Source organism: Sporosarcina sp. P33, from assembly GCF_002077155.1.
Taxonomy (GTDB): Bacteria; Bacillota; Bacilli; order Bacillales_A; family Planococcaceae; genus Sporosarcina.
The window spans coordinates 1685918-1704876 of the sequence record NZ_CP015027.1 but is presented as its reverse complement, the minus strand read 5'-3'; the positions used below and the strand labels follow the sequence as shown (position 1 = coordinate 1704876).

Below are 18959 nucleotides of genomic sequence, written 5' to 3'. Positions count from 1 at the left end.
CAGAGTAAGGTTGTGGCACAGTGGTAAAAGCAACAGTAAAGAAACTTTGTAAACAGTATACAGACCTGTCTGACCAAGACATAAAGATATTGCAAGAGATGGCGTCCAGCCTGCAGACCTATGCAGATTTGTCAGGCTCATATATGTTCATTGACTGCAAATTAAAACTGAGCAACCAGGCAATTGTCGTAGCGGAAGCCTTTCCAACCGGCAGTACCCCGCTGTATAATAATTCAGTGGTAGGAAGAATTGTCTTCGAGTCGTTTGAGCCGGGTGTTTTCTATTCCTATCGAAACGGTAAAAAATCAATTATCCAGCAGGCAATGACACAAGAAGGAATCGTCGTGGGCCAAACTGTTGTGCCGATTAAAAATAGGCATCATCAAGTGATCGGAGTGCTGATTTCTGAAAAACAAGTGAAATCCCTGTTGCCGGCTAATGATGTAAAGACGTTTTCCATAGTAACGGAAACAGCGGAGGATCAAGTGACCGGTGCCGGATTAAGTGTAGTTTCGGATTTGTTAATGGAAATGCTGATTTTGACGGATTCAGACGACCGGCTAGTATATGCGAATCCCGCCGGCTTACAGCTTATTAGTGAAATGAGCGGGCAAGACGATGTAATTAACCGGAATGTACTGGACATGCTGCCGTTTTTACAATCCGTTTATGAGCAGGAAGACGATGTATTTGTGTTTGAACTGACGACGCAAAAGAAAGACTTAACAGTGAAAAAAATAAGAATGCGTGAAAAAAATAAATCACAAGAGACATTACTTATTATTCAGGATAACACGGAGCTCCGAACAAAAGAGAAAGAGCTGATGATGAAATCTGTCGTCATAAAAGAAATTCATCACCGTGTAAAGAATAATCTGCAGACGGTTGCAAGCTTGATACGATTGCAGATGCGCAATAACATGCCTGTCGAAAGCCGGGCTGCATTTGAAGAGACGTTAAACAGGATATACAGTATTTCTTCTGTGTACGAAATTATCCTGAGGAAAGAACACGCGGATGATGATGATGTAAATATCATAAATTTGACCAGAAAAATATGCTCCACGATGGTGCTGAATGAATATAATTTGAAAGTGGACTTGATTATTGAGCCAAATGGCAATAAAATAATAACATCCTCTAAGAAAGCGGTTTCAATTGCGCTTATCATCAATGAGCTTATACAAAACTCCTTAAAACATGCATTTCAAGGCAAAGAATCTGGTATTATAGATGTAGAATTCATTGTAGATCAGGATTTTGTTGAACTTCACGTTTCCGACAACGGCGTTGGAATGAAGGATCCGCAAACTTCTCTTGGTACAGAAATCATCCATAATTTAGTGACCAATGACCTGAACGGCGAGTTTTTATATATACCGAGAGAAATTGGGACTCATGCCGTGATTAATTTTCCGGTAGGTGCGGAGGTGGAAATCTTTGATGAGTAAACGCATTTTGATAGCGGAAGATGAATCGATTATCCGCATGGACCTAAAAATGACTTTGCTCGACCACGGCTATGAAGTTGTGGGAGAAGCGGGTGACGGGGACCGGGCAATCGAACTGGCTTTCTTGCATAAGCCTGACTTGGTGTTGATGGATATCAAAATGCCGAAGATGAATGGTTTGAAAGCGAGCCGGATCATTGGAGAACAGCTTGATATACCGATTCTGATTATTACGGCTTACAGTCAAAAGGAATTTGTGGAAAAAGCACAGCAAGACAATGTTGTAGGCTACCTAGTCAAACCTATTTCAGAATCCAATTTAATTCCGGCAATCGAAGTGGCGCTCCATCAATCCGGTAAAGCAAAACGGCTGAAAGAAAGTGTTCAGCAGGCGAAGCAGGAAGTGGAAAAACGGAAGGTAATAGAGAGGGCAAAAGGCATATTGATGGATGCAGAGCATTTAACCGAGCAGCAAGCATTCAAACAGATGCGCGATATGAGTATGTCACGGCAAATGACAATGGTGTCGGTTGCCATGGAAATTATAGATTCGCACAAGTAAATAGATCTGAGCAAAGACGCTTAAAGAGCTTTATTCTTTAAGCGTCTTTTTGTCTTTTTTAGCGAATTTTGAATGAAACCGATCTAAAGGCGGTGGCTGATGGAATAGTACGCGGCAGTTAGTAACACAATACGATAGTATGAGGAGGAAAAGCAGATGGAAATGATCGGCACGGTAATTGTGTATATTATTATGGCCTGTGCAATTGCAGGGGCATTTGCTTCAATAAAAAACCCAGAAGAAGGTTTGGGTAAGGAATTCATGTCGGGACTGCATGCAGTGGGTCATATTTTCGTACCGGCAGCAGGAATCATGGCATCTATTCCATATTTAACTTGGTTTATCAGTAAATTTATCGGTCCTATTTTCAACTCAATTGGCGCAGATCCAGCAATTGCCGCCACAACAATTTTAGCTTCAGACATGGGCGGCTACCAGCTGGCGGAAGCGTTAAAGGTTTCGAATGAAGGCTGGATTATGGCATTAATCGTGGGCTTCATGTCGGGTGCGACTATAGTGTTTTCCATTCCGATGGGACTTGCTATGCTGGATAAGCGGGATCATAAGTATATGGCGCTTGGTATCATGTCGGGTGTATTGACGATACCGATTGGTGCATTTATTGCATCTGTTCTTGTCGTCTTGTTTAATACAGATGTGCGTGATGTAATCAGCACGACTGCTACATCCAATTATGAATTTGCGATAGGCTACTTACAGATTTTCATTAACCTGTTGCCGTTATTACTATTTGTTGTATTAATCGCAGTAGGACTGAAATTCGTTCCGCGTATTATGATTAATGGATTTATGATTTTCGGCCGCGTAATGGATGCTGCCATTAAACTTGTTCTGGTATTCTCCATCGTAGAAATATTCACAGGCATTTTCACAAAAATCTTTGGTGTCTGGGGCTTCGATCCGATTATGGCGGATAAAGCAGACCAATTCCGTGCGCTTGAAACAGCGGGGTATATCGGAATTATGCTTGCGGGTGCATTCCCGATGATTTATTTAATCCGAAAGTATATGGCGCGCCCTTTGGAAGCACTGGGACAAAAGATTGGTCTTTCACCTGAAGGCAGTGCCGGATTACTGGCGACAGTTGCAAATATTTTGGCGATGTTCTCCTTAGTGCGTTATATGAGACCAAAAGATAAAGTCATCAACATCGCGTTTGCTGTCTGTTCGGCATTCTTGCTTGGTGACCACTTATCATTCACCGCGAATTTCCAGCCGAATATTATTCTGCCCGTCATTCTCGGTAAATTCAGTGCCGGAGTGATTGCAATCATTATTGCGTACAAGCTTTCTGTTCCGACAGCACTGAAGTTAGAGAAACAAGATCGTGAAGCGGGAATTATACGTGAAGGTGAATATGAAGAAGATGCAGCGGAAGCACCCGTTGCGAAAGCATAAAAAGTAAAAGCAGGGAGTGTATGTAATGAGCGAAGAAAAGAAACGGTTTATACAGGAATTTGTTCCCGGAAAACAACTTACTCTCAGTCATTTGATCGCTAATCCGGATCCGGATATGTTCCAGAAGTTAGGCATACAGGAGGCAGGTGCGCTTGGTATCCTGACTTGCACACCTAGTGAAACAGTTATTATTGCAGCGGACTTGGCGACAAAGGCGGCAAATGTCCGCATCGGATTCCTGGATCGTTTTACAGGAAGTCTGGTCATTGTCGGCACTGTATCTGAGGTCGAAATGGCGATGCTTGAGATCAACCGGTTTTTATCCGACAAGTTAGGCTATACGCCGTCAGCTATTACGAAATCATAAGGGGTGAAGATGATGCGAAACAAGGCGATGCTGATCGGTGCAGTAAGGGCCGGAAAATCCACATTAACAAATGCTTTATTGGGCCGAAAAGTTGAAGCTTTCAAAACGCAGACGCTCAATTATTATGATTGGATTGTCGACACGCCGGGCGAGTACACAGAAAACCCGATGTTCTATAAAAATATTATGGCAACCGCACTTGAAGTGACGCACGTGCTTTATCTGCAGGATGCAACGAGCGAGAAACTCATTTTTCCGCCGGGGTTCAGCATGGGCATACCTAAATTGCCGATCGGCGTTGTCACAAAATGTGATTTGCCCGAAGCGAAATCGCAACGGGCACTCGACATGCTGAAAACAGTCATGAATGAAGGTCCGATTGTTATGGTGTCTTCTGTAACGGGACAAGGAATCGATCATCTGAGGGAATTGACGAAGATGAACAGCCTGACAGACATGCGGCAATATGTGATGGCTGCCGAAGATGAACACTTACTGTTTATCGGTTGATATTCTTTACAGGTATTCAAGAATTTGATATAGTGAAATTCATACAAGTAAATAAAAACGGCAAAGGCGCCTTTACATCCCGTGGAATACCATGGGTTTGTAAAGGTGCTTTTTTTATGTATAAAGCCGGGAATGCTGTCCGATGCTGACAGACATCGAGTGGTATCAGAAAGGGGTGTGGAAGTGAACAATTTCAATAGGCATGAAACCATTATCAGTGCAGGAATTGACATTGGCACGAGCACGACGAAACTGATTATCAGCCGATTCTCTCTGCGGAACGTGGCAGGTGCAACACATGTCCCGAGAATAGAAATTACGGATAAAGAAATACTATACAAAAGTCCGGTATTCCGTACGCCATTGCAAGACGCTGTGACTGTCGATGTGGCAGGCGTTCAGCAAATTATCCGCTCTGAATACGATAAAGCAGGAGTTCAGCCTTCACAGATTGAAACGGGTGCTGTCATTATTACTGGCGAAACCGCAACCAAACGCAATGCCAGTGAATTGCTGCACCAATTATCCGATGAAGCGGGTGATTTTCTGGTGGCAACAGCGGGTCCTGACCTGGAAGGCATCATTGCTGCAAAGGGCTCAGGAAGCTATGAAGCATCGGGCAAAAGCGGACAGGTGATTGCCAATATAGACATTGGCGGAGGAACAGCAAATATTGCAGTATTCAGGGATAAACAATTACTCGGAACGTGCACGATGCATATCGGCGGACGCTTAATCGAATTTGAACATGGAAAAGTCCGGACAATATCACCGCCGGTCGCCAGGCTGCTTGAAGAGCAGGGCTACACGTTACAAGCCGGTGATCCGCAAGATGCTGCAGCCGTGTCCTTTGTGACAACTTATATGGCAGAGGCGATGGCGCGTATGTTGAAAAAAGAAGTTCATGCACAGGATCAAGTGCTGTTGCTTGGACATGAGCCTAACTGGGCGCCTTCAGTAGATACGATCGTTTTTTCAGGCGGTATTTCTGAATGCATGTACCGTCATGAATCAGACGAAGCTCAGGAAGCACAATACGATGACATCGGACTCCAGCTAGCGGAAGCCTTACTGAACAATGCATCCTTGCAGCAATTCACCTGGCAAGAGCCAGCGGAAACCGTGCGTGCGACTGTATTAGGGGCAGGAACACAAACTACTGAAATAAGCGGAGCTACCATCCAGGTTGCGCCGCATGAATTGCCGTTAAAGAATATCCCGATTTATCAATACGACTTTAAAGAAAATCTGGAGACAGGTTTATCTCATTTTGAAGACGCTGTAGAGCAGGCCGTCGCGTTATACGACTCCGCGAAGGAAGGACAAAACTTCGCCCTTTATTTGTCCAATCTGCCTTATCTCGGATTTCGTGATGTTCAAAAACTCGCAAAAGCCATTGTCCAGATTATGGATCAGCGGCCGAGGCCCGAACAGCCAATTATTTTAGTGATCCAGTCAGATCATGCCAAAGTGATTGGCCAGACATTGGCAGCGTTACAAGTGAAACAAAGCATTATTTGTATAGATCAAATCAATGTGGAAACAGGCGATTACATCGATATCGGCAACGCACTCACTTCGGGCGTCGTACCGGTCGTTGTGAAAACCCTAACATTCCACACAACGTAAAGGAGGTCTCGTACGTGAATTTATCCACTACACTAGGCGGCGAACGATATGTGTTCCAGGACCTGAAAGAAGTGCTTGCAAAAGCGAATGAAGAGAAATCCGGTGATCGCCTCGCAGGAATTGCAGCGGAAACCGTACAAGAGCGAATTGCCGCTAAAACAGTTGTCAGCGAGCTGCTCGTCAGCGACATACGTAATAATCCGTTACTCCCGATTGAAAGTGATGAAGTTTCACGCATCATTGAAAATGACATTAATGAAAAGGTCTACGGCGAGATTCGGAACTGGAGTATCGCAGAACTTCGCGAATACATTTTGAGCAATGAAGTAGGAGACCGCGAATTGAAGCGCTTAAGCCGCGGGTTAACTTCTGAAGTTATTGCAGCTGTTACAAAACTGATGTCCAATTTGGACTTGGTGCATGCAGCGAATAAAATTGAAATCTTATCTACGTGCAATATTACTATCGGTCAAAAGGGAACCATGTCTTCCCGCTTACAGCCGAACCATCCGACTGATAATATTGACGGCATCATAACATCCTTGAAAGAAGGCTTGTCCTACGGTATCGGCGATGCAGTAATCGGCATCAATCCGGTGGACGATTCTGTAGAAAGCGTAAAGCGTGTCTTGAATGCAACGAAAGAATTTATCAACGATTGGGAAATCCCGACACAAAACTGTGTCCTGGCACATGTTACGACACAGATGAAAGCGATTGAGCAAGGTGCACCTGCCGATATGATTTTCCAGAGTATCGCAGGAACAGAGAAAGCGAATCGTTCATTCGGAATTTCAGCAGAACTAATTGCTGAAGCGAAAGATCTATCATTGAAACAAGGCACAGGCACGGGTCCTCAAACATTGTATTTTGAAACAGGACAAGGATCTGAATTATCGGCTGAAGCGCATTTCGGTGTGGATCAGGTGACGATGGAAGCACGTAACTACGGATTCGCCCGGCATTACGATCCGTACATCGTCAACACGGTAGTTGGATTCATTGGCCCTGAGTATTTGTATAACAGCAAACAGGTTATCCGCGCGGGTCTTGAAGATCACTTTATGGGTAAACTTCACGGTCTACCAATGGGAGTGGACATTTGTTATACGAACCATATTAAAGCGGACCAGAACGATATAGAAGATTTAAGTATTCTGCTCTCTGCAGCAGGTGTAAACTTCATCATCGCAGCACCGATGGGCGATGACGTCATGCTGAATTATCAGTCCATGAGCTACCACGACATAGCGACGGTTCTGCGGACGACGGGTAAAACCCCGGCGCCTGAATACTTAAAATGGCTTGAAAAGATGGGGATTTACGAAAACGGCATGCTAAGCAAGCGCGCCGGCGATCTCACACTATTCAACCGATAGGAGGTGGATGAACTTGAATGAAGAATTGATTCAGCAAATCACAAAAATGGTCGTGGAAAAACTGGAAGCTGCCAATAGCGGCCAAGCTGTGCAGCGTCCCGCCAATGAACAAAAAGTGGAGCTGTTTTCTCAGCAGCCAGTTGGAAAGTCAGAAGCGGAAACTGCAGAAACATCGCCTGACGGAGCTGTAACATTCCACAGTACGACGAAAAACCAGAAGCGAAATATTGCCACAATGAAGCCAAAGCCAACGACAGCCTTTGGTAAACCTAAAACTGAACCCGAAGAAGACAAACTGGCGGAATACCGCAAGAAGACACCGGCCCGAGTAGGTGTCGGCCGTGCTGGTTCCCGCCCGAAAACAAAAACTTGGCTGCAGTTCCGACTGGATCATGCAGCAGCAGTAGATGCAGTGTATGGTGAAGTACCCGATAACCTGCTTGACCAGCTGGGACTTTTCCAAGTGCAGTCCCAAGTGGCGGATAAAGAAGAATATATTCGTCGTCCGGATCTTGGCAGAAAACTGTCAGACGAAGGGAAATCATTGATACAGGAGCGCTGTAAAAAGTCTCCGGTAGTTCAGATCGTCGCATCAAACGGTCTGAGTGCGAAAGCGATTGAAGAAAACCTGGAAGATGTTTATTTATCGCTCGAGCAATCACTCACTAACTTGAATATCGAAATGGGTACGACATTTTACGTGGATAAGGGACGAGTCGCTGTGATGGATGACATCGGTGAGATATTGCAGCCAGATGTCGTAGTCATGCTGATTGGCGAACGTCCAGGCCTAGTTTCCGCAGAATCACTGAGCGCATATATGTGCTACAAGCCGAGACACGGAACGATTGAAGCGGATCGTATGGTGATTTCCAATATTCATAAAGGTGGCATTCCGCCTGTTGAAGCGGGCGCGTATCTTGGGACAATTATCCAGAAGATCTTAAAATATGAAGCCAGCGGTGTATCGCTAGTTCAAAAAGAAGGCTGAGGAAGGAGGAAGGCAAATGAAAATTCATGCAGAAATATTATCGATGCAAGTCATCCCAAACGTCAGTCCGGAACTGGCTGAGAAATTCCAGCTGAAACCCTATCAGCGCAGTCTTGGATTAGTCACGACAACAATTGACGATATCGGTTACACGGCAATTGACGCAGCCACAAAGCACAGTGATGTGGAAGTAGTGTATGCGAAAAGTTTTTATGCAGGTTCCGGTCATGCTTCCGGCCCGCTGTCGGGTGAATTTATAGGAATAATTGCTGGCCCGTCCCCGGAAGAAGTGAAAAGCGGTCTCGATTCCATCCGCATTACGGTGGAACATGAAGCGTATTTTGAAGCGATTAACGGCAATCCGGACCATGTGCTCTATGCGCATGCGATCTCGAGCTGCGGCAGTTACTTAGCTGAAATGGCAAACATACCGGTTGGGCAGTCCATTGCTTATTTAATTGCTCCGCCGATGGAAGCGATGATCGGATTGGATGCGGCATTAAAAGCTGCAGACGTTACACTGTGTGAGCTCTATGCGCCTCCTTCCGAAACGAACTTCGGCGGCGGTCTGCTGACAGGCAGTCAATCGTCTTGTCAGGCAGCGGCCGATGCATTCCGGGAAGCCGTACAGAACATGGCGGATCATCCGTTGAGCTATTGATAGATAGGCATGCAGAAAGGAGTGTTTTGATTTGGTTCAATTAGTTGATAATGATTTACTGGCTTTGCAGCAAATGCGCTTAGCCGTACAAACCGCAAAAGAAGCACAAGAGAAATTCATGGGCTACACCCAGCAGCAGGTCGACAAAATTGTCAAAGCCGTGGCAGACGCTGCATTTGAACAATCAGGCCGCCTCGCGCAATTAGCAGTAGAAGAAACGGGCATGGGAGTAGCAGCCCATAAGAAGATCAAGAACGAAGTCGGCTCCCGTGATGTGTATGAAAGCATCAAAGACTTGAAGACAGTCGGTATCGTCAAAGAAGATCATTTGAATAAAGTCGTGGAAATCGCTGCACCATTTGGGGTTGTAGCTGCAATCATCCCGACAACCAATCCAACGTCTACGGCGTTCTTTAAGACATTGATTTCACTTAAGACACGTAACGCTGTTGTTGTGAGCCCTCACCCGTATGCAGTGAAATGTACACAGGAGGCGCTGAAAGTTTGTGATGAAGCAGCAGTAGCAGCAGGCGCTCCTGAAGGTCTGATCCAATGTCTGACACTGGCATCTATGGAAGCAACACAGCAGCTGATGTCTCATAAAGACATCAATCTGATCATTGCAACAGGCGGCGGAGCGCTTGTGAAAGCCGCATACAGCTCCGGAAAACCCGCATACGGTGTCGGCCCAGGTAATGTGCCGGTCTATATTGAACGGTCAGCAAAAATTGAAAAAGCAGTAAAAGATATCGTTGACAGTAAATCATTCGATTACGGCACAATCTGTGCAACAGAACAGGCAATTGTTGTCGATAAACACGTAGCAGATCTCGTCACGCGTGAACTGAAGAAAAACGGCGCTTATATTTTATCGGATGAGGAAAAGAAAGTGATGGAAGGTGTCATTTCACCGGTGCCGGGCAAAGTGAACCCGAAAGTAGTCGGGAAGAGCCCGCAATTCATCGCGAAAATGGCCGGTATTTCCTTACCGGAAGGCACACGCCTGATTATCGGCATGGAAACTAAAGTTGGCAAAGACGTTCCATTTTCATTGGAAAAGCTGTCGCCAATCTTCGCGATGTATATCGTGGACGGTGTGAAGCATGCGAAGGAAGTATGCCTCGACTTGCTGAACCTTGGCGGACGCGGACACAGCCTGGCGCTTCACACGGAAATCGATGCAGTGGCACGTGAATTTGCGATGGAAATGCCAGTATCACGTATTTTGGTTAACACGATGTCATCCATTGGGGCGGTTGGAGGAACGACCGGCTTGATGCCGTCGCTCACATTAGGCTGCGGAACATTCGGCGGCAATATTACATCCGATAATGTTACGGCGAAACACTTGCTGAACATTAAGCGAATGGCATACGGCACGAAAGAAGTGCAGCTGCCAAAGCATTCAGAGCCTGCAGAAAGCTCCAATGATCAGCTTGTATCCAATGTGATGAACAGCGTTTCATCCGCAGCAAACAGCAATATCGATCCGGCATTAGTTCAGAACTTAGTCAGTGAAATTGTTAAACAACTTACAAAATAAACCACTATTAGGAGGAAACAATTATGAACAGAGAAGGTACAGCATTAGGAATGGTAGAAACTAAAGGATTAATCGGTGCAGTTGAAGCGGCAGACGCAATGGTGAAAGCAGCAAGCGTAAACTTAGTAGGTAAAGTACATGTCGGCGGCGGAATCGTAACAGTTATGGTACGCGGCGATGTAGGCGCAGTAAAGGCAGCAACAGACGCAGGTGCGGCATCTGCACAGCGTGTGGGCGAATTGCTATCTGTTCACGTCATCCCAAGACCGCATAACGAACTAGAAATGATCTTGCCAAAAAGCGAATAATATTTGCGTACACAATAGAAAGGCGTGAACGATATGAATCAGCAATTGATTGAACAGATTGTCGGAGAAATTCTCGGACAACTTGGGAAGAATCCCGTTCAATTGCCGGAACGCGCGGTACCCATTGGAGTTTCCGCTCGTCACGTACATTTACAGCCTGAACATGTGGAAGTATTATTTGGCGCAGGGTATGAATTGACACAGCGGTCCGAGCTTTCACAGCCGGGCCAATTCGCCGCCAATGAAACGGTGATGATTGCAGGACCTAAAAGCAATATTGAACGTGTGCGTATTTTAGGCCCTGTCCGAAAAGCGACTCAAGTTGAGGTCAGCTTTACGGATGCGATGAAGCTCGGCGTCAAGCCCCCACTTCGGGAATCCGGCAATATCGAAGGATCGGCACCGGTAACATTGATCGGTCCAAAAGGCAGTGTGCATATCGAACAAGGCCTGATTATCGCCCAGTCCCACATCCATATGGCGCCTGCAGATGCTGCGCGCTTTGGCGTTGCGGACGGGGAATACGTCACAGTGGAATATGACGGAGTCCGCCCTATTTCATTCCGTAATGTCCGCATTCGGGTGAACGAACGCTATCGTCTCGAAATGCATATCGATACCGATGAAGCGAATGCAGGTTTCATTACACAAGGGTCGATTGGCCGCTTGGTAAAAGCCGGCGATGCAAAAGAAGCAGTGGCTGTGCACAATGTGCAGGAAACGGTGAAATCGCCTGCTCCAGCTAGCGTTCCGAAAGCGTATGAATTTAAGAAAAAGCTATTGTCAACTGAAGACTTATCATCGATTTCCGAACAAGAAATCGTTGTCGATAAAGGCACGATCGTCACAGCATTGGCAAGAGATACAGCAAGGGAACTCGGTAAGACGATAACCATCAGAAAGTAGAAAAGGTGATTAATCATGCGGATGGGAAGAGTGATTGGTAATGTGTGGGCAACCCGCAAAGAAGACGGACTGGCAGGCCTTAAGCTATTGATTGTCCAGCCGATTGATGCACACGGCAATAATATACAGACACATATGGTCGCGGCGGATCGGATCGGGGCAGGAATTGGTGATGAGGTGCTCATAACGAGCGGCGGTTCTTCACGTTTCATATTACCGAAAGAAAACCCGATTCCAATTGATGCGGTCATTATCGGTATTATCGATTCAACCGAAGTAAAGAGAGGTGATATACATGAGTCAAGCGATCGGAATGATTGAAACCAAAGGGCTGATAGGATCCATTGAAGCAGCGGATGCTATGGTGAAGGCGTCAAACGTAGAAGTAGTCTCACAGGAGATGGTTGACGGCGGAATCGTTACAGTCATCGTTCAGGGTGATGTCGGTGCGGTTCAGGCAGCAGTTGATGCCGGCCGCGATGCAGCGGCGCGTGTAGGTGAATTGCTGGGTGCGCACGTAATTCCGCGGCCCGATGATTCAGTATATGGCATGGTGAAACCGCCTGAGCCCGCTGTTCCGGAAATTCCAAAAGTGAAAAAACCGGCAGAAGTGAAAACAAAGAAAAAAGACTGAAGTGTGTGCAGCTTATGAGCGCTTATGCGGCCTAATTGCGCGGATGCTGGCTGTTTATGAGCGGCTGCTTACGCATAAGAGCGGCTGCACAAGAATTATGATCGGATATTTGAGTTTATGAGCGCTAGGCTGGAATGTATGAGCGCAAATGATTATCTGTCCTGTCATATTGCTTCATCATGAATTTTTAGAAGGGAGTAGTTTCCATGGCTTTCAAACGACATAAGATTGCGGTCATCGGCGCTGGCCATACAGGTTCAACTGTGGCATTGATGGCGGCGCAGAAAGAACTGGGCGACATCGTCCTGGTTGATATTCCGGACCTCTCCAATCCGACCAAAGGAAAAGCGCTGGATCTTCTTCAGACAAGTCCTGTACAGCAATTCAATTCCCGCATAACAGGAACATCGAATTATGAGGATATTGAGGGAGCGGCAATGGTCATCATTACTGCAGGTGTAGCGCGTAAACCAGGCATGAGCCGTGATGATCTCGTGACGACGAATGCGAAAATTATGCGTTCCGTTTCAGAACAGGTGAAACGCTATGCGCCGGACAGTACGGTGCTGATATTGAGTAACCCTGTAGATGCGATGACGTATGTATGCTATAAAACAACGGGATTCCCGAAAAACCGTGTGATTGGACAATCCGGCGTACTTGATACAGCACGCTTCAATACGTTTGTATCGGAAGAACTGAATATATCTGTAGAAGATATCTCAGGATTCGTACTGGGCGGGCACGGAGATGATATGGTTCCGCTTGTGCGTTATTCGTATGCTGGCGGTATTCCGTTAGATAAAATTATTGCAGCGGACCGGCTTGAAGCAATTGTGGAACGGACTCGAAAAGGCGGCGGTGAAATTGTTTCCCTTCTCGGAAACGGAAGTGCCTATTATGCACCCGCAGCAGCCTTAGTTGAAATGGCAGAAGCGATTATTAAAGACAAGAAACGCATTCTACCGTCCATTGCCTACTTAGAAGGCGAATATGGCTATTCCGATATTTATTTAGGCGTTCCGACTGTTTTGGGAGGCAATGGCATTGAAAGCGTGATTGAACTTCCATTAACAAAGGAAGAGCAGATTGCGCTTGATCAGTCAGCAGACTCTGTAAGAGCAGTCATCGAAATTTGTGAAAAGTAAATTCTCTGCGAACTTTTGATCTCTCTAAGTCGAAATGAAGACTTAGGGGGATGTTTTTATATACAAAGCCAGGCGCTGCAAGTGTACGCGCTGCGCTAAGAAAATTAATACAACTAATTAAAAATTGATAATAAATAAAACTTTTGCAATTTACACACATGCATAAACGTGGTATAATTGACAGAATACAGTGAGATGCAAAATGAGAAATACGGTATATGCAGCAGGAAATATAAGACAAGTAGTATTCTTTAACTCTAAATGTAAGCGCTGTCATTTGGTCTGGCAGTAAAAAGAGAAGAAATAGTACTTTTATTTACCTGCATGCATATACTAAGAAAAACATAAAAACCAGGAGGTAATCGTTATGAAAAACAACACGTATCAGAACAATTCAGCATTGCCGGAGCAAAATGAGACATTCTACTTAATTACAGGATACTCCGAGAATGGCTTTATTCACGGAATCACATGGGAAGAAGCTTATACCCAGGGATTGGCGGAGTGCGGCTGTCTATGCGAACAACAACAAATGTAACTACTGAAGAATACTCGACACAGGGTGCCTGGCAATAAACAATTGTGGTTTTCATCACAGTGGTTTTTGCCCAGGCACCCTGTTACGTTATATACATAGTTCGATCATGAACAAAGCCTACCACTCTCTCTGCTATCCGTGGTAAAATGAGAACAGTCAATTCAATAAATTTGCACGATGCGCCGGTACCTATCAAGGTATAAAAGGGAATTCGTAAATCGAAGCTGTCCCCGCAACTGTACACACGGACGACTGCCAAAAGAAGCCACTATGAAGACATGGGAAGGCTTGGCGGAAGGATGAAGTGAAGCCAGGAGACCTGCCCCGCATCGTCAAAGCGACACTTTCTTCGGGGGTTGAGAGGTGGAGGCAAAAGGGTCTCTGACATCCATGGGTGTTTCATGGACTGCTATAGAGCTGCCTGTTTTTGTTTCCGCATTCATAAACTTTGCAATCATACTGCCGAAGATGCAGGATGATTGTTTTTTTGTTATGCAGGAAAGGAGACAGCTACATGAGAGCGATTGAACAAACTATTGAGCATACACAGCATTATACACTGCTTGATGTCTTGTATAAACAAGCAGAACAGCAGCGGGGAAGACCAGTGTATCAGGGGTTTCATCGGATAGTACGGAGACTGTTGCAGGAAGGTTTATACGGACAATGGATTCACAGCTATTCAGTCAGTGAGATTAAATGGCTCGGTCTTCAGATCAAGGCAGAACGTGATCAATTATTATCCGCAGTCCAGATTCGTCAGTATATGAATGAATTTATCACTTCCAATTACTATGACCAGCGTGTAGGATTGCCGCAAGAGCGCCTGATGCTCATTGCTATGGCTGCCATGCAGAATGAAACAGCACATCGGCTGCAAAAGGTAAAGGAAGCGTATTGGGTGCTCAGTAGTGGCTATCTCACGCTGCCGGCTGAGATTATGTCGTTTTTCGGAAAAAATTTTCATCGGCAGCATCCCGCGAGGAAGCCGTATTCGATGGATGTAACGGATAGCAGGGTGCCTTCATTTTTGGCCAGTAAAGTGAAAGAAAAGCATATACACATTCCTGACTATTTCATGGAACAAGTGCAAGCATGCGGCTCATGGATTGTTTATGACAGGGAACTGATGCAGCGGGTATTTGGATGCTCCCATCTCGATCCAAACAGCGCAAAGTTTCATCAGGCAACAAAGCGCTCTTCGCCTGCATATAAAAAGGTTTCTGCCATTGGACTGATGAAACAACTGCTGGCCAGTGAAAATATCATCTTACATTTTGATTGGGCAGGGCGACCTGAAATGGAAGGGCTCAGCTCATATATCCAGCTGCCGATACTGATGCAAAGTGCTGATTTGGCGCGTGTTTCTTCTGCACTTGTCCGTTTATTGAATGGCATAGAACGCGTATCCGGGCATCATCTGCAAATTGAAATAGCAGGGTGGGAAACGGCGATAAGAAATCAAGGCCTCGATATATATTCAAATGCCGCTCTGCTTTTTATAGATGAAATATCTGAAGAGTTAAATGGCTATCTGAAGAATGCTTCCCGTCAAAGCGGATTGCCATTGCCCTTGCGCAAAGCTTCTGCTGTTCTGAATCAGTCGGCAGCAGCTGCAACTTTGCTGGAGCAGAGGAAGATGATCGACCGGGTCAGGGCGGAGCAGCGGCATACGGATCAGGGCGGCTCGGTGACTTTGCAAAAGTCTGCTGTTATAGAAACAGCAGAGCTTCTGCAGCTGCTAATGAAAGCGTGGAAAGATGGCATACCTGAAGTGCAGATTATCTGAATCTCCTCTGTTGTAGTGAAAACTGAAGTGGCGTAAGATAATACTATGTATGATGCCAAAGTGTGCTGGGAGGATTTCGCTTGAAAATACTTATTCAACTAACTAGAAACATGACAGCTGTTAGGTGGGTCATGATTTCCGTCCTGACACTTTGTTTTATCTCATCACTTCTGTTTGTCAGCAACAACCATTCGTTTTATGATCGCCCCATTGCTGAAGTGATCAACACAAAAGTAGTGGAGTCATCTGACGTCACAGATATGCACGGCAATAAAGACAAGCTGTTTACCCAGCAAATTATAGCTGTGATGAAAAATGGCAACCAAAAGAATCAAGAAATCCATTTAACTAATCAGTATTCATTTTCAGGGGCATATGACCAGCAATACCATGCAGGGAATGAGTTGTTCGTTTCCATTGACTCAGCTGCAGAAGGTAAGCTTGCAGGAAGCATTACGGATGTAAAACGTGACAAGTATGTAGTCGTCGTAGCCTGGATCTTTATTTTTACCTTACTGATCGTAGGGCATAAGCAGGGGCTGCTGGCGATTGTCAGTTTTATCATCAATGTCCTCTTGCTGTCATTTGCTTTGGACATTTATGTGAAATATTATGATGTCAGTTTGTTAGTAGTCTGCGGCATCTGTATTGTGTTATTCACTGCCATTTCGCTCATATTGGTCAGCGGCCGTACTGAAAAAACATATGCGGCAATTGCAGCCACGCTGATTGCGACAGCGGCCTCTTTGTCCATTACGGCCATTGTGATATGGATAACTTCGGGAAATGGCTTGCGTTATGAAGAAATGCAGTTTTTGACCAGGCCTTATCATACAATTTTCATGGCAGGGCTGTTTATCGGTTCATTGGGCGCTATTATGGATGTGGCGATTACAATGTCGTCGTCCATGTTCGTGCTGTATGAAAGAGACCGTTCAATCTCTGTCAAAGATCTAAGGGCTTCTGGAATAGACATTGGCAAGGATATTATGGGCACGATCACGAGCATTCTGTTCTTCGCCTACATCAGCGGTTCGATTCCGATGCTGATTTTATACTTGAAAAATGCATCACCGGTCGGGTTTACGCTTTCGATGAATCTGTCGCTTGAATTAGCCCGCGCTTTGGCCGGCGGAATCGGAATTGTTCTGACCATTCCAATCGGTCTGTACACCGCCATCTTCTTTATTGAGCGAAAGAGGGCGAGAGTATGAATGTATTAGTGTGGCTCGCGGTCATTTTACTCGTTTTGATGGTGTGGGTTGGAGGTAAAAGCGGGGCCAGGTCATTCTTTTCATTGTTTTTAAATTTTGGCGTGGTCTTCTTCACAATGTTTTTCATGCTGGATGCAAACGCCAATCCAATTCTGATCACATTTATTGCGAGCATAGTTATTGGCTGCATCAGTTTGTTTTATATCAATGAAGTAAACAGTAAAACCATGATTGCTTTCATTTCGACGATGATTACTATTAGCATTCTGTTATTCTTCATCGTAATTGTTTCGCAAAAGCTGATGATTCAAGGGTTCGGTGAAGAGGAGGAAGAGGCGATTGCAGGGTTATCTCTGTATATCGGCGTGGACTTTGTAAAAATTGGCGCGTCGGTCATTATCATGAGTACGATTGGGGCCATCATGGATGTGGCTATTTCCATCGCTTCTTCGATGCATGAAATCTTTAAGCGCTCCCCGGCTCTAACTAAAAGAGAGTTGTTTGCATCGGGTGTCGGAATCGGCCGGGATATTTTAGGAACTGATACGAATACACTGTTCTTTGCATTTTTCGGGGGCTACCTTGCACTGCTCATCTGGTTTAAGGATCTTAAATACTCCATTGGCGATATCGTGAATTCGAAAATATTCAGCTCCGAAATGATTTTGATACTCTGTGCAGGGATGGGAATTGCCTTGGTGATTCCGATCGCTTCCTGGATCAGCGCATATTTTTTAGTGCGAACGAGAGAGAAAATGAAGAAGATGTAACGCGGGAGGGGCATAAATCTGCCTCTCTTTTTTTCGGGCAACTTCAGACGTTGTGGGATTACACGTCATACGCCTGTTACTCTACAAATAGCCATAGCTGCATCCGTAATGAAAAGCCGGCCAGAGATGCATCTCTGGCCGGCTATGTGCAGTTAAAACACTTTATCTCCATTGAAAATTGAATTCTTTACGATAACATAATCCACATTACGGATAGACTGCAATGTTTTGCCCCCTGAGTAGGAAATGGCGGACTGCAGATCCTGCTCCATTTCAATTAATGTATCTTTTAACGGGCCTTTGTATTCTACGAACATTTTCTTGCCTTCTACGTTTTTCTTTTCTCCCTTTTGGAACTCAGACGCAGAACCGAAGTATTCTTTAAACAACCGGCCGTCCTGCTCTACAGTCTGTCCGGGAGACTCCTCATGACCAGCAAATAACGAGCCGACCATCACCATGCTTGCGCCGAAACGCACTGATTTTGCGATGTCGCCATGCGTACGGATTCCGCCGTCGGCAATAATCGGTTTGGAAGCGGCTTTTGCACATAAACGTACAGCTGCCAGCTGCCAGCCGCCTGTGCCGAACCCTGTTTTGATTTTCGTAATACAAACTTTACCTGGACCGATGCCAACCTTTGTTGCGTCGGCTCCGGCATTTTCCAATTCTCGCACAGCTTCTGGTGTACCGACATTGCCGGCGATCACAAAGCTCATCGGCAGGTGCTTTTTAATATGCTCAATCATCCGAATGACTTGATTGGAATGTCCATGCGCAATGTCGATCGTAATGAATTCAGGAACCAATGCATCAATAGCAAGCTGTTCGATGAATCCATATTCCTCTTCTTTAACGCCGACACTGATAGAAGCAATCAAGCCGCGAGCATGCATAGCTTTGATAAAGTCTGTGCGTGTTTCCGGGTTAAACCGGTGCATTATATAGAAATAGCCTTCTTCTGCTAATTGAATCGCAATTTTTTCATCGATAATCGTCTGCATATTAGCAGGGACGACAGGTAAACGGAACGTATGACCGCCTAACATAACGGATGTATCACATTCGGAGCGGCTTTCCACCACACATTTTGCCGGGACTAGCTGTATATCTTCGTAGTCAAATACTGTTTCCATTAGT

General features: G+C 45.4%; 20 protein-coding genes and 1 riboswitch. Of the genes, 19 read left to right on the top strand and 1 reads right to left on the bottom strand.

Annotated elements, in window-relative coordinates; genetic code table 11:
• The first annotated feature begins 20 nt into the window (after positions 1-20).
• The 19 genes from SporoP33_RS08575 (at position 21) to SporoP33_RS08490 (ending at position 17819) form a co-directional block, all read left to right on the top strand.
• The gene (locus tag SporoP33_RS08575) at positions 21-1451 is read left to right on the top strand and encodes a sensor histidine kinase (protein WP_155961325.1); all 1431 of its coding nucleotides are present in this window, start codon (positions 21-23) and stop codon (positions 1449-1451) included.
• Positions 1444-2013: an ANTAR domain-containing response regulator gene (locus SporoP33_RS08570; RefSeq protein ID WP_081243321.1), complete on the top strand. Its 570-nt coding sequence runs from the start codon at positions 1444-1446 to the stop codon at positions 2011-2013. The genes SporoP33_RS08575 and SporoP33_RS08570 overlap by 8 nt, the downstream gene beginning before the upstream one ends.
• A gap of 156 nt (positions 2014-2169) precedes the next feature.
• Positions 2170-3432, top strand: coding sequence for an ethanolamine utilization protein EutH (gene eutH, locus SporoP33_RS08565; protein WP_081243320.1), 1263 nt, complete (start codon positions 2170-2172; stop codon positions 3430-3432).
• A gap of 25 nt (positions 3433-3457) precedes the next feature.
• Positions 3458-3799, top strand: a complete 342-nt coding sequence (gene eutS / locus SporoP33_RS08560) for an ethanolamine utilization microcompartment protein EutS (RefSeq protein ID WP_081243319.1) — start codon at positions 3458-3460, stop codon at positions 3797-3799.
• 12 nt (positions 3800-3811) lie between these two features.
• Positions 3812-4309, top strand: a complete 498-nt coding sequence (locus tag SporoP33_RS08555) for a EutP/PduV family microcompartment system protein (RefSeq protein ID WP_081243318.1) — start codon at positions 3812-3814, stop codon at positions 4307-4309.
• A 183-nt stretch (positions 4310-4492) separates the two neighbouring features.
• Positions 4493-5938: an ethanolamine ammonia-lyase reactivating factor EutA gene (locus tag SporoP33_RS08550; RefSeq protein WP_196796759.1), complete on the top strand. Its 1446-nt coding sequence runs from the start codon at positions 4493-4495 to the stop codon at positions 5936-5938.
• A 14-nt stretch (positions 5939-5952) separates the two neighbouring features.
• A complete protein-coding gene (locus SporoP33_RS08545; RefSeq protein ID WP_081243317.1) occupies positions 5953-7317 on the top strand; it encodes an ethanolamine ammonia-lyase subunit EutB in 1365 nt (454 codons plus the stop codon).
• Positions 7318-7324: 7 nt separating this feature from the next.
• Positions 7325-8308: an ethanolamine ammonia-lyase subunit EutC gene (eutC, locus tag SporoP33_RS08540; protein ID WP_369821925.1), complete on the top strand. Its 984-nt coding sequence runs from the start codon at positions 7325-7327 to the stop codon at positions 8306-8308.
• A gap of 16 nt (positions 8309-8324) precedes the next feature.
• Positions 8325-8969: an ethanolamine utilization microcompartment protein EutL gene (gene eutL / locus SporoP33_RS08535; RefSeq protein WP_081243315.1), complete on the top strand. Its 645-nt coding sequence runs from the start codon at positions 8325-8327 to the stop codon at positions 8967-8969.
• Positions 8970-9042: 73 nt separating this feature from the next.
• Positions 9043-10512, top strand: coding sequence for an aldehyde dehydrogenase family protein (locus SporoP33_RS08530; RefSeq protein ID WP_231293341.1), 1470 nt, complete (start codon positions 9043-9045; stop codon positions 10510-10512).
• 23 nt (positions 10513-10535) lie between these two features.
• Positions 10536-10820: a BMC domain-containing protein gene (locus SporoP33_RS08525; protein ID WP_081243313.1), complete on the top strand. Its 285-nt coding sequence runs from the start codon at positions 10536-10538 to the stop codon at positions 10818-10820.
• Positions 10821-10853: 33 nt separating this feature from the next.
• Positions 10854-11726, top strand: a complete 873-nt coding sequence (gene pduL / locus SporoP33_RS08520) for a phosphate propanoyltransferase (RefSeq protein ID WP_081243312.1) — start codon at positions 10854-10856, stop codon at positions 11724-11726.
• Between the two features lie 15 nt (positions 11727-11741).
• Positions 11742-12047 (top strand): EutN/CcmL family microcompartment protein, encoded by a 306-nt coding sequence (locus SporoP33_RS08515; protein ID WP_081243311.1) that lies wholly within the window; start codon positions 11742-11744, stop codon positions 12045-12047.
• Positions 12022-12360 (top strand): BMC domain-containing protein, encoded by a 339-nt coding sequence (locus SporoP33_RS08510; RefSeq protein WP_081243310.1) that lies wholly within the window; start codon positions 12022-12024, stop codon positions 12358-12360. The genes SporoP33_RS08515 and SporoP33_RS08510 overlap by 26 nt, the downstream gene beginning before the upstream one ends.
• 206 nt (positions 12361-12566) lie before the next feature.
• A complete protein-coding gene (mdh, locus tag SporoP33_RS08505; RefSeq protein WP_081243309.1) occupies positions 12567-13508 on the top strand; it encodes a malate dehydrogenase in 942 nt (313 codons plus the stop codon).
• A 367-nt stretch (positions 13509-13875) separates the two neighbouring features.
• Positions 13876-14046 (top strand): hypothetical protein, encoded by a 171-nt coding sequence (locus SporoP33_RS15990; protein ID WP_155961324.1) that lies wholly within the window; start codon positions 13876-13878, stop codon positions 14044-14046.
• 160 nt (positions 14047-14206) lie between these two features.
• Positions 14207-14388: riboswitch (cobalamin riboswitch) on the top strand.
• 172 nt (positions 14389-14560) lie between these two features.
• Positions 14561-15835 (top strand): ribonucleotide reductase N-terminal alpha domain-containing protein, encoded by a 1275-nt coding sequence (locus SporoP33_RS08500; protein WP_081243308.1) that lies wholly within the window; start codon positions 14561-14563, stop codon positions 15833-15835.
• An 80-nt stretch (positions 15836-15915) separates the two neighbouring features.
• Positions 15916-17049: a YibE/F family protein gene (locus tag SporoP33_RS08495; RefSeq protein WP_369821924.1), complete on the top strand. Its 1134-nt coding sequence runs from the start codon at positions 15916-15918 to the stop codon at positions 17047-17049.
• On the top strand, positions 17046-17819 hold the full coding sequence (locus SporoP33_RS08490; protein WP_081243307.1) for a YibE/F family protein: 774 nt from the start codon (positions 17046-17048) through the stop codon (positions 17817-17819). Before SporoP33_RS08495 ends, SporoP33_RS08490 begins: the two co-directional genes overlap by 4 nt.
• 152 nt (positions 17820-17971) lie before the next feature.
• On the opposite strand, the gene guaC is transcribed toward SporoP33_RS08490, so the two are convergent.
• On the bottom strand, positions 17972-18955 hold the full coding sequence (guaC, locus tag SporoP33_RS08485; protein ID WP_081243306.1) for a GMP reductase: 984 nt from the start codon (positions 18953-18955) through the stop codon (positions 17972-17974).
• Between the last annotated feature and the right edge of the window lie 4 nt (positions 18956-18959).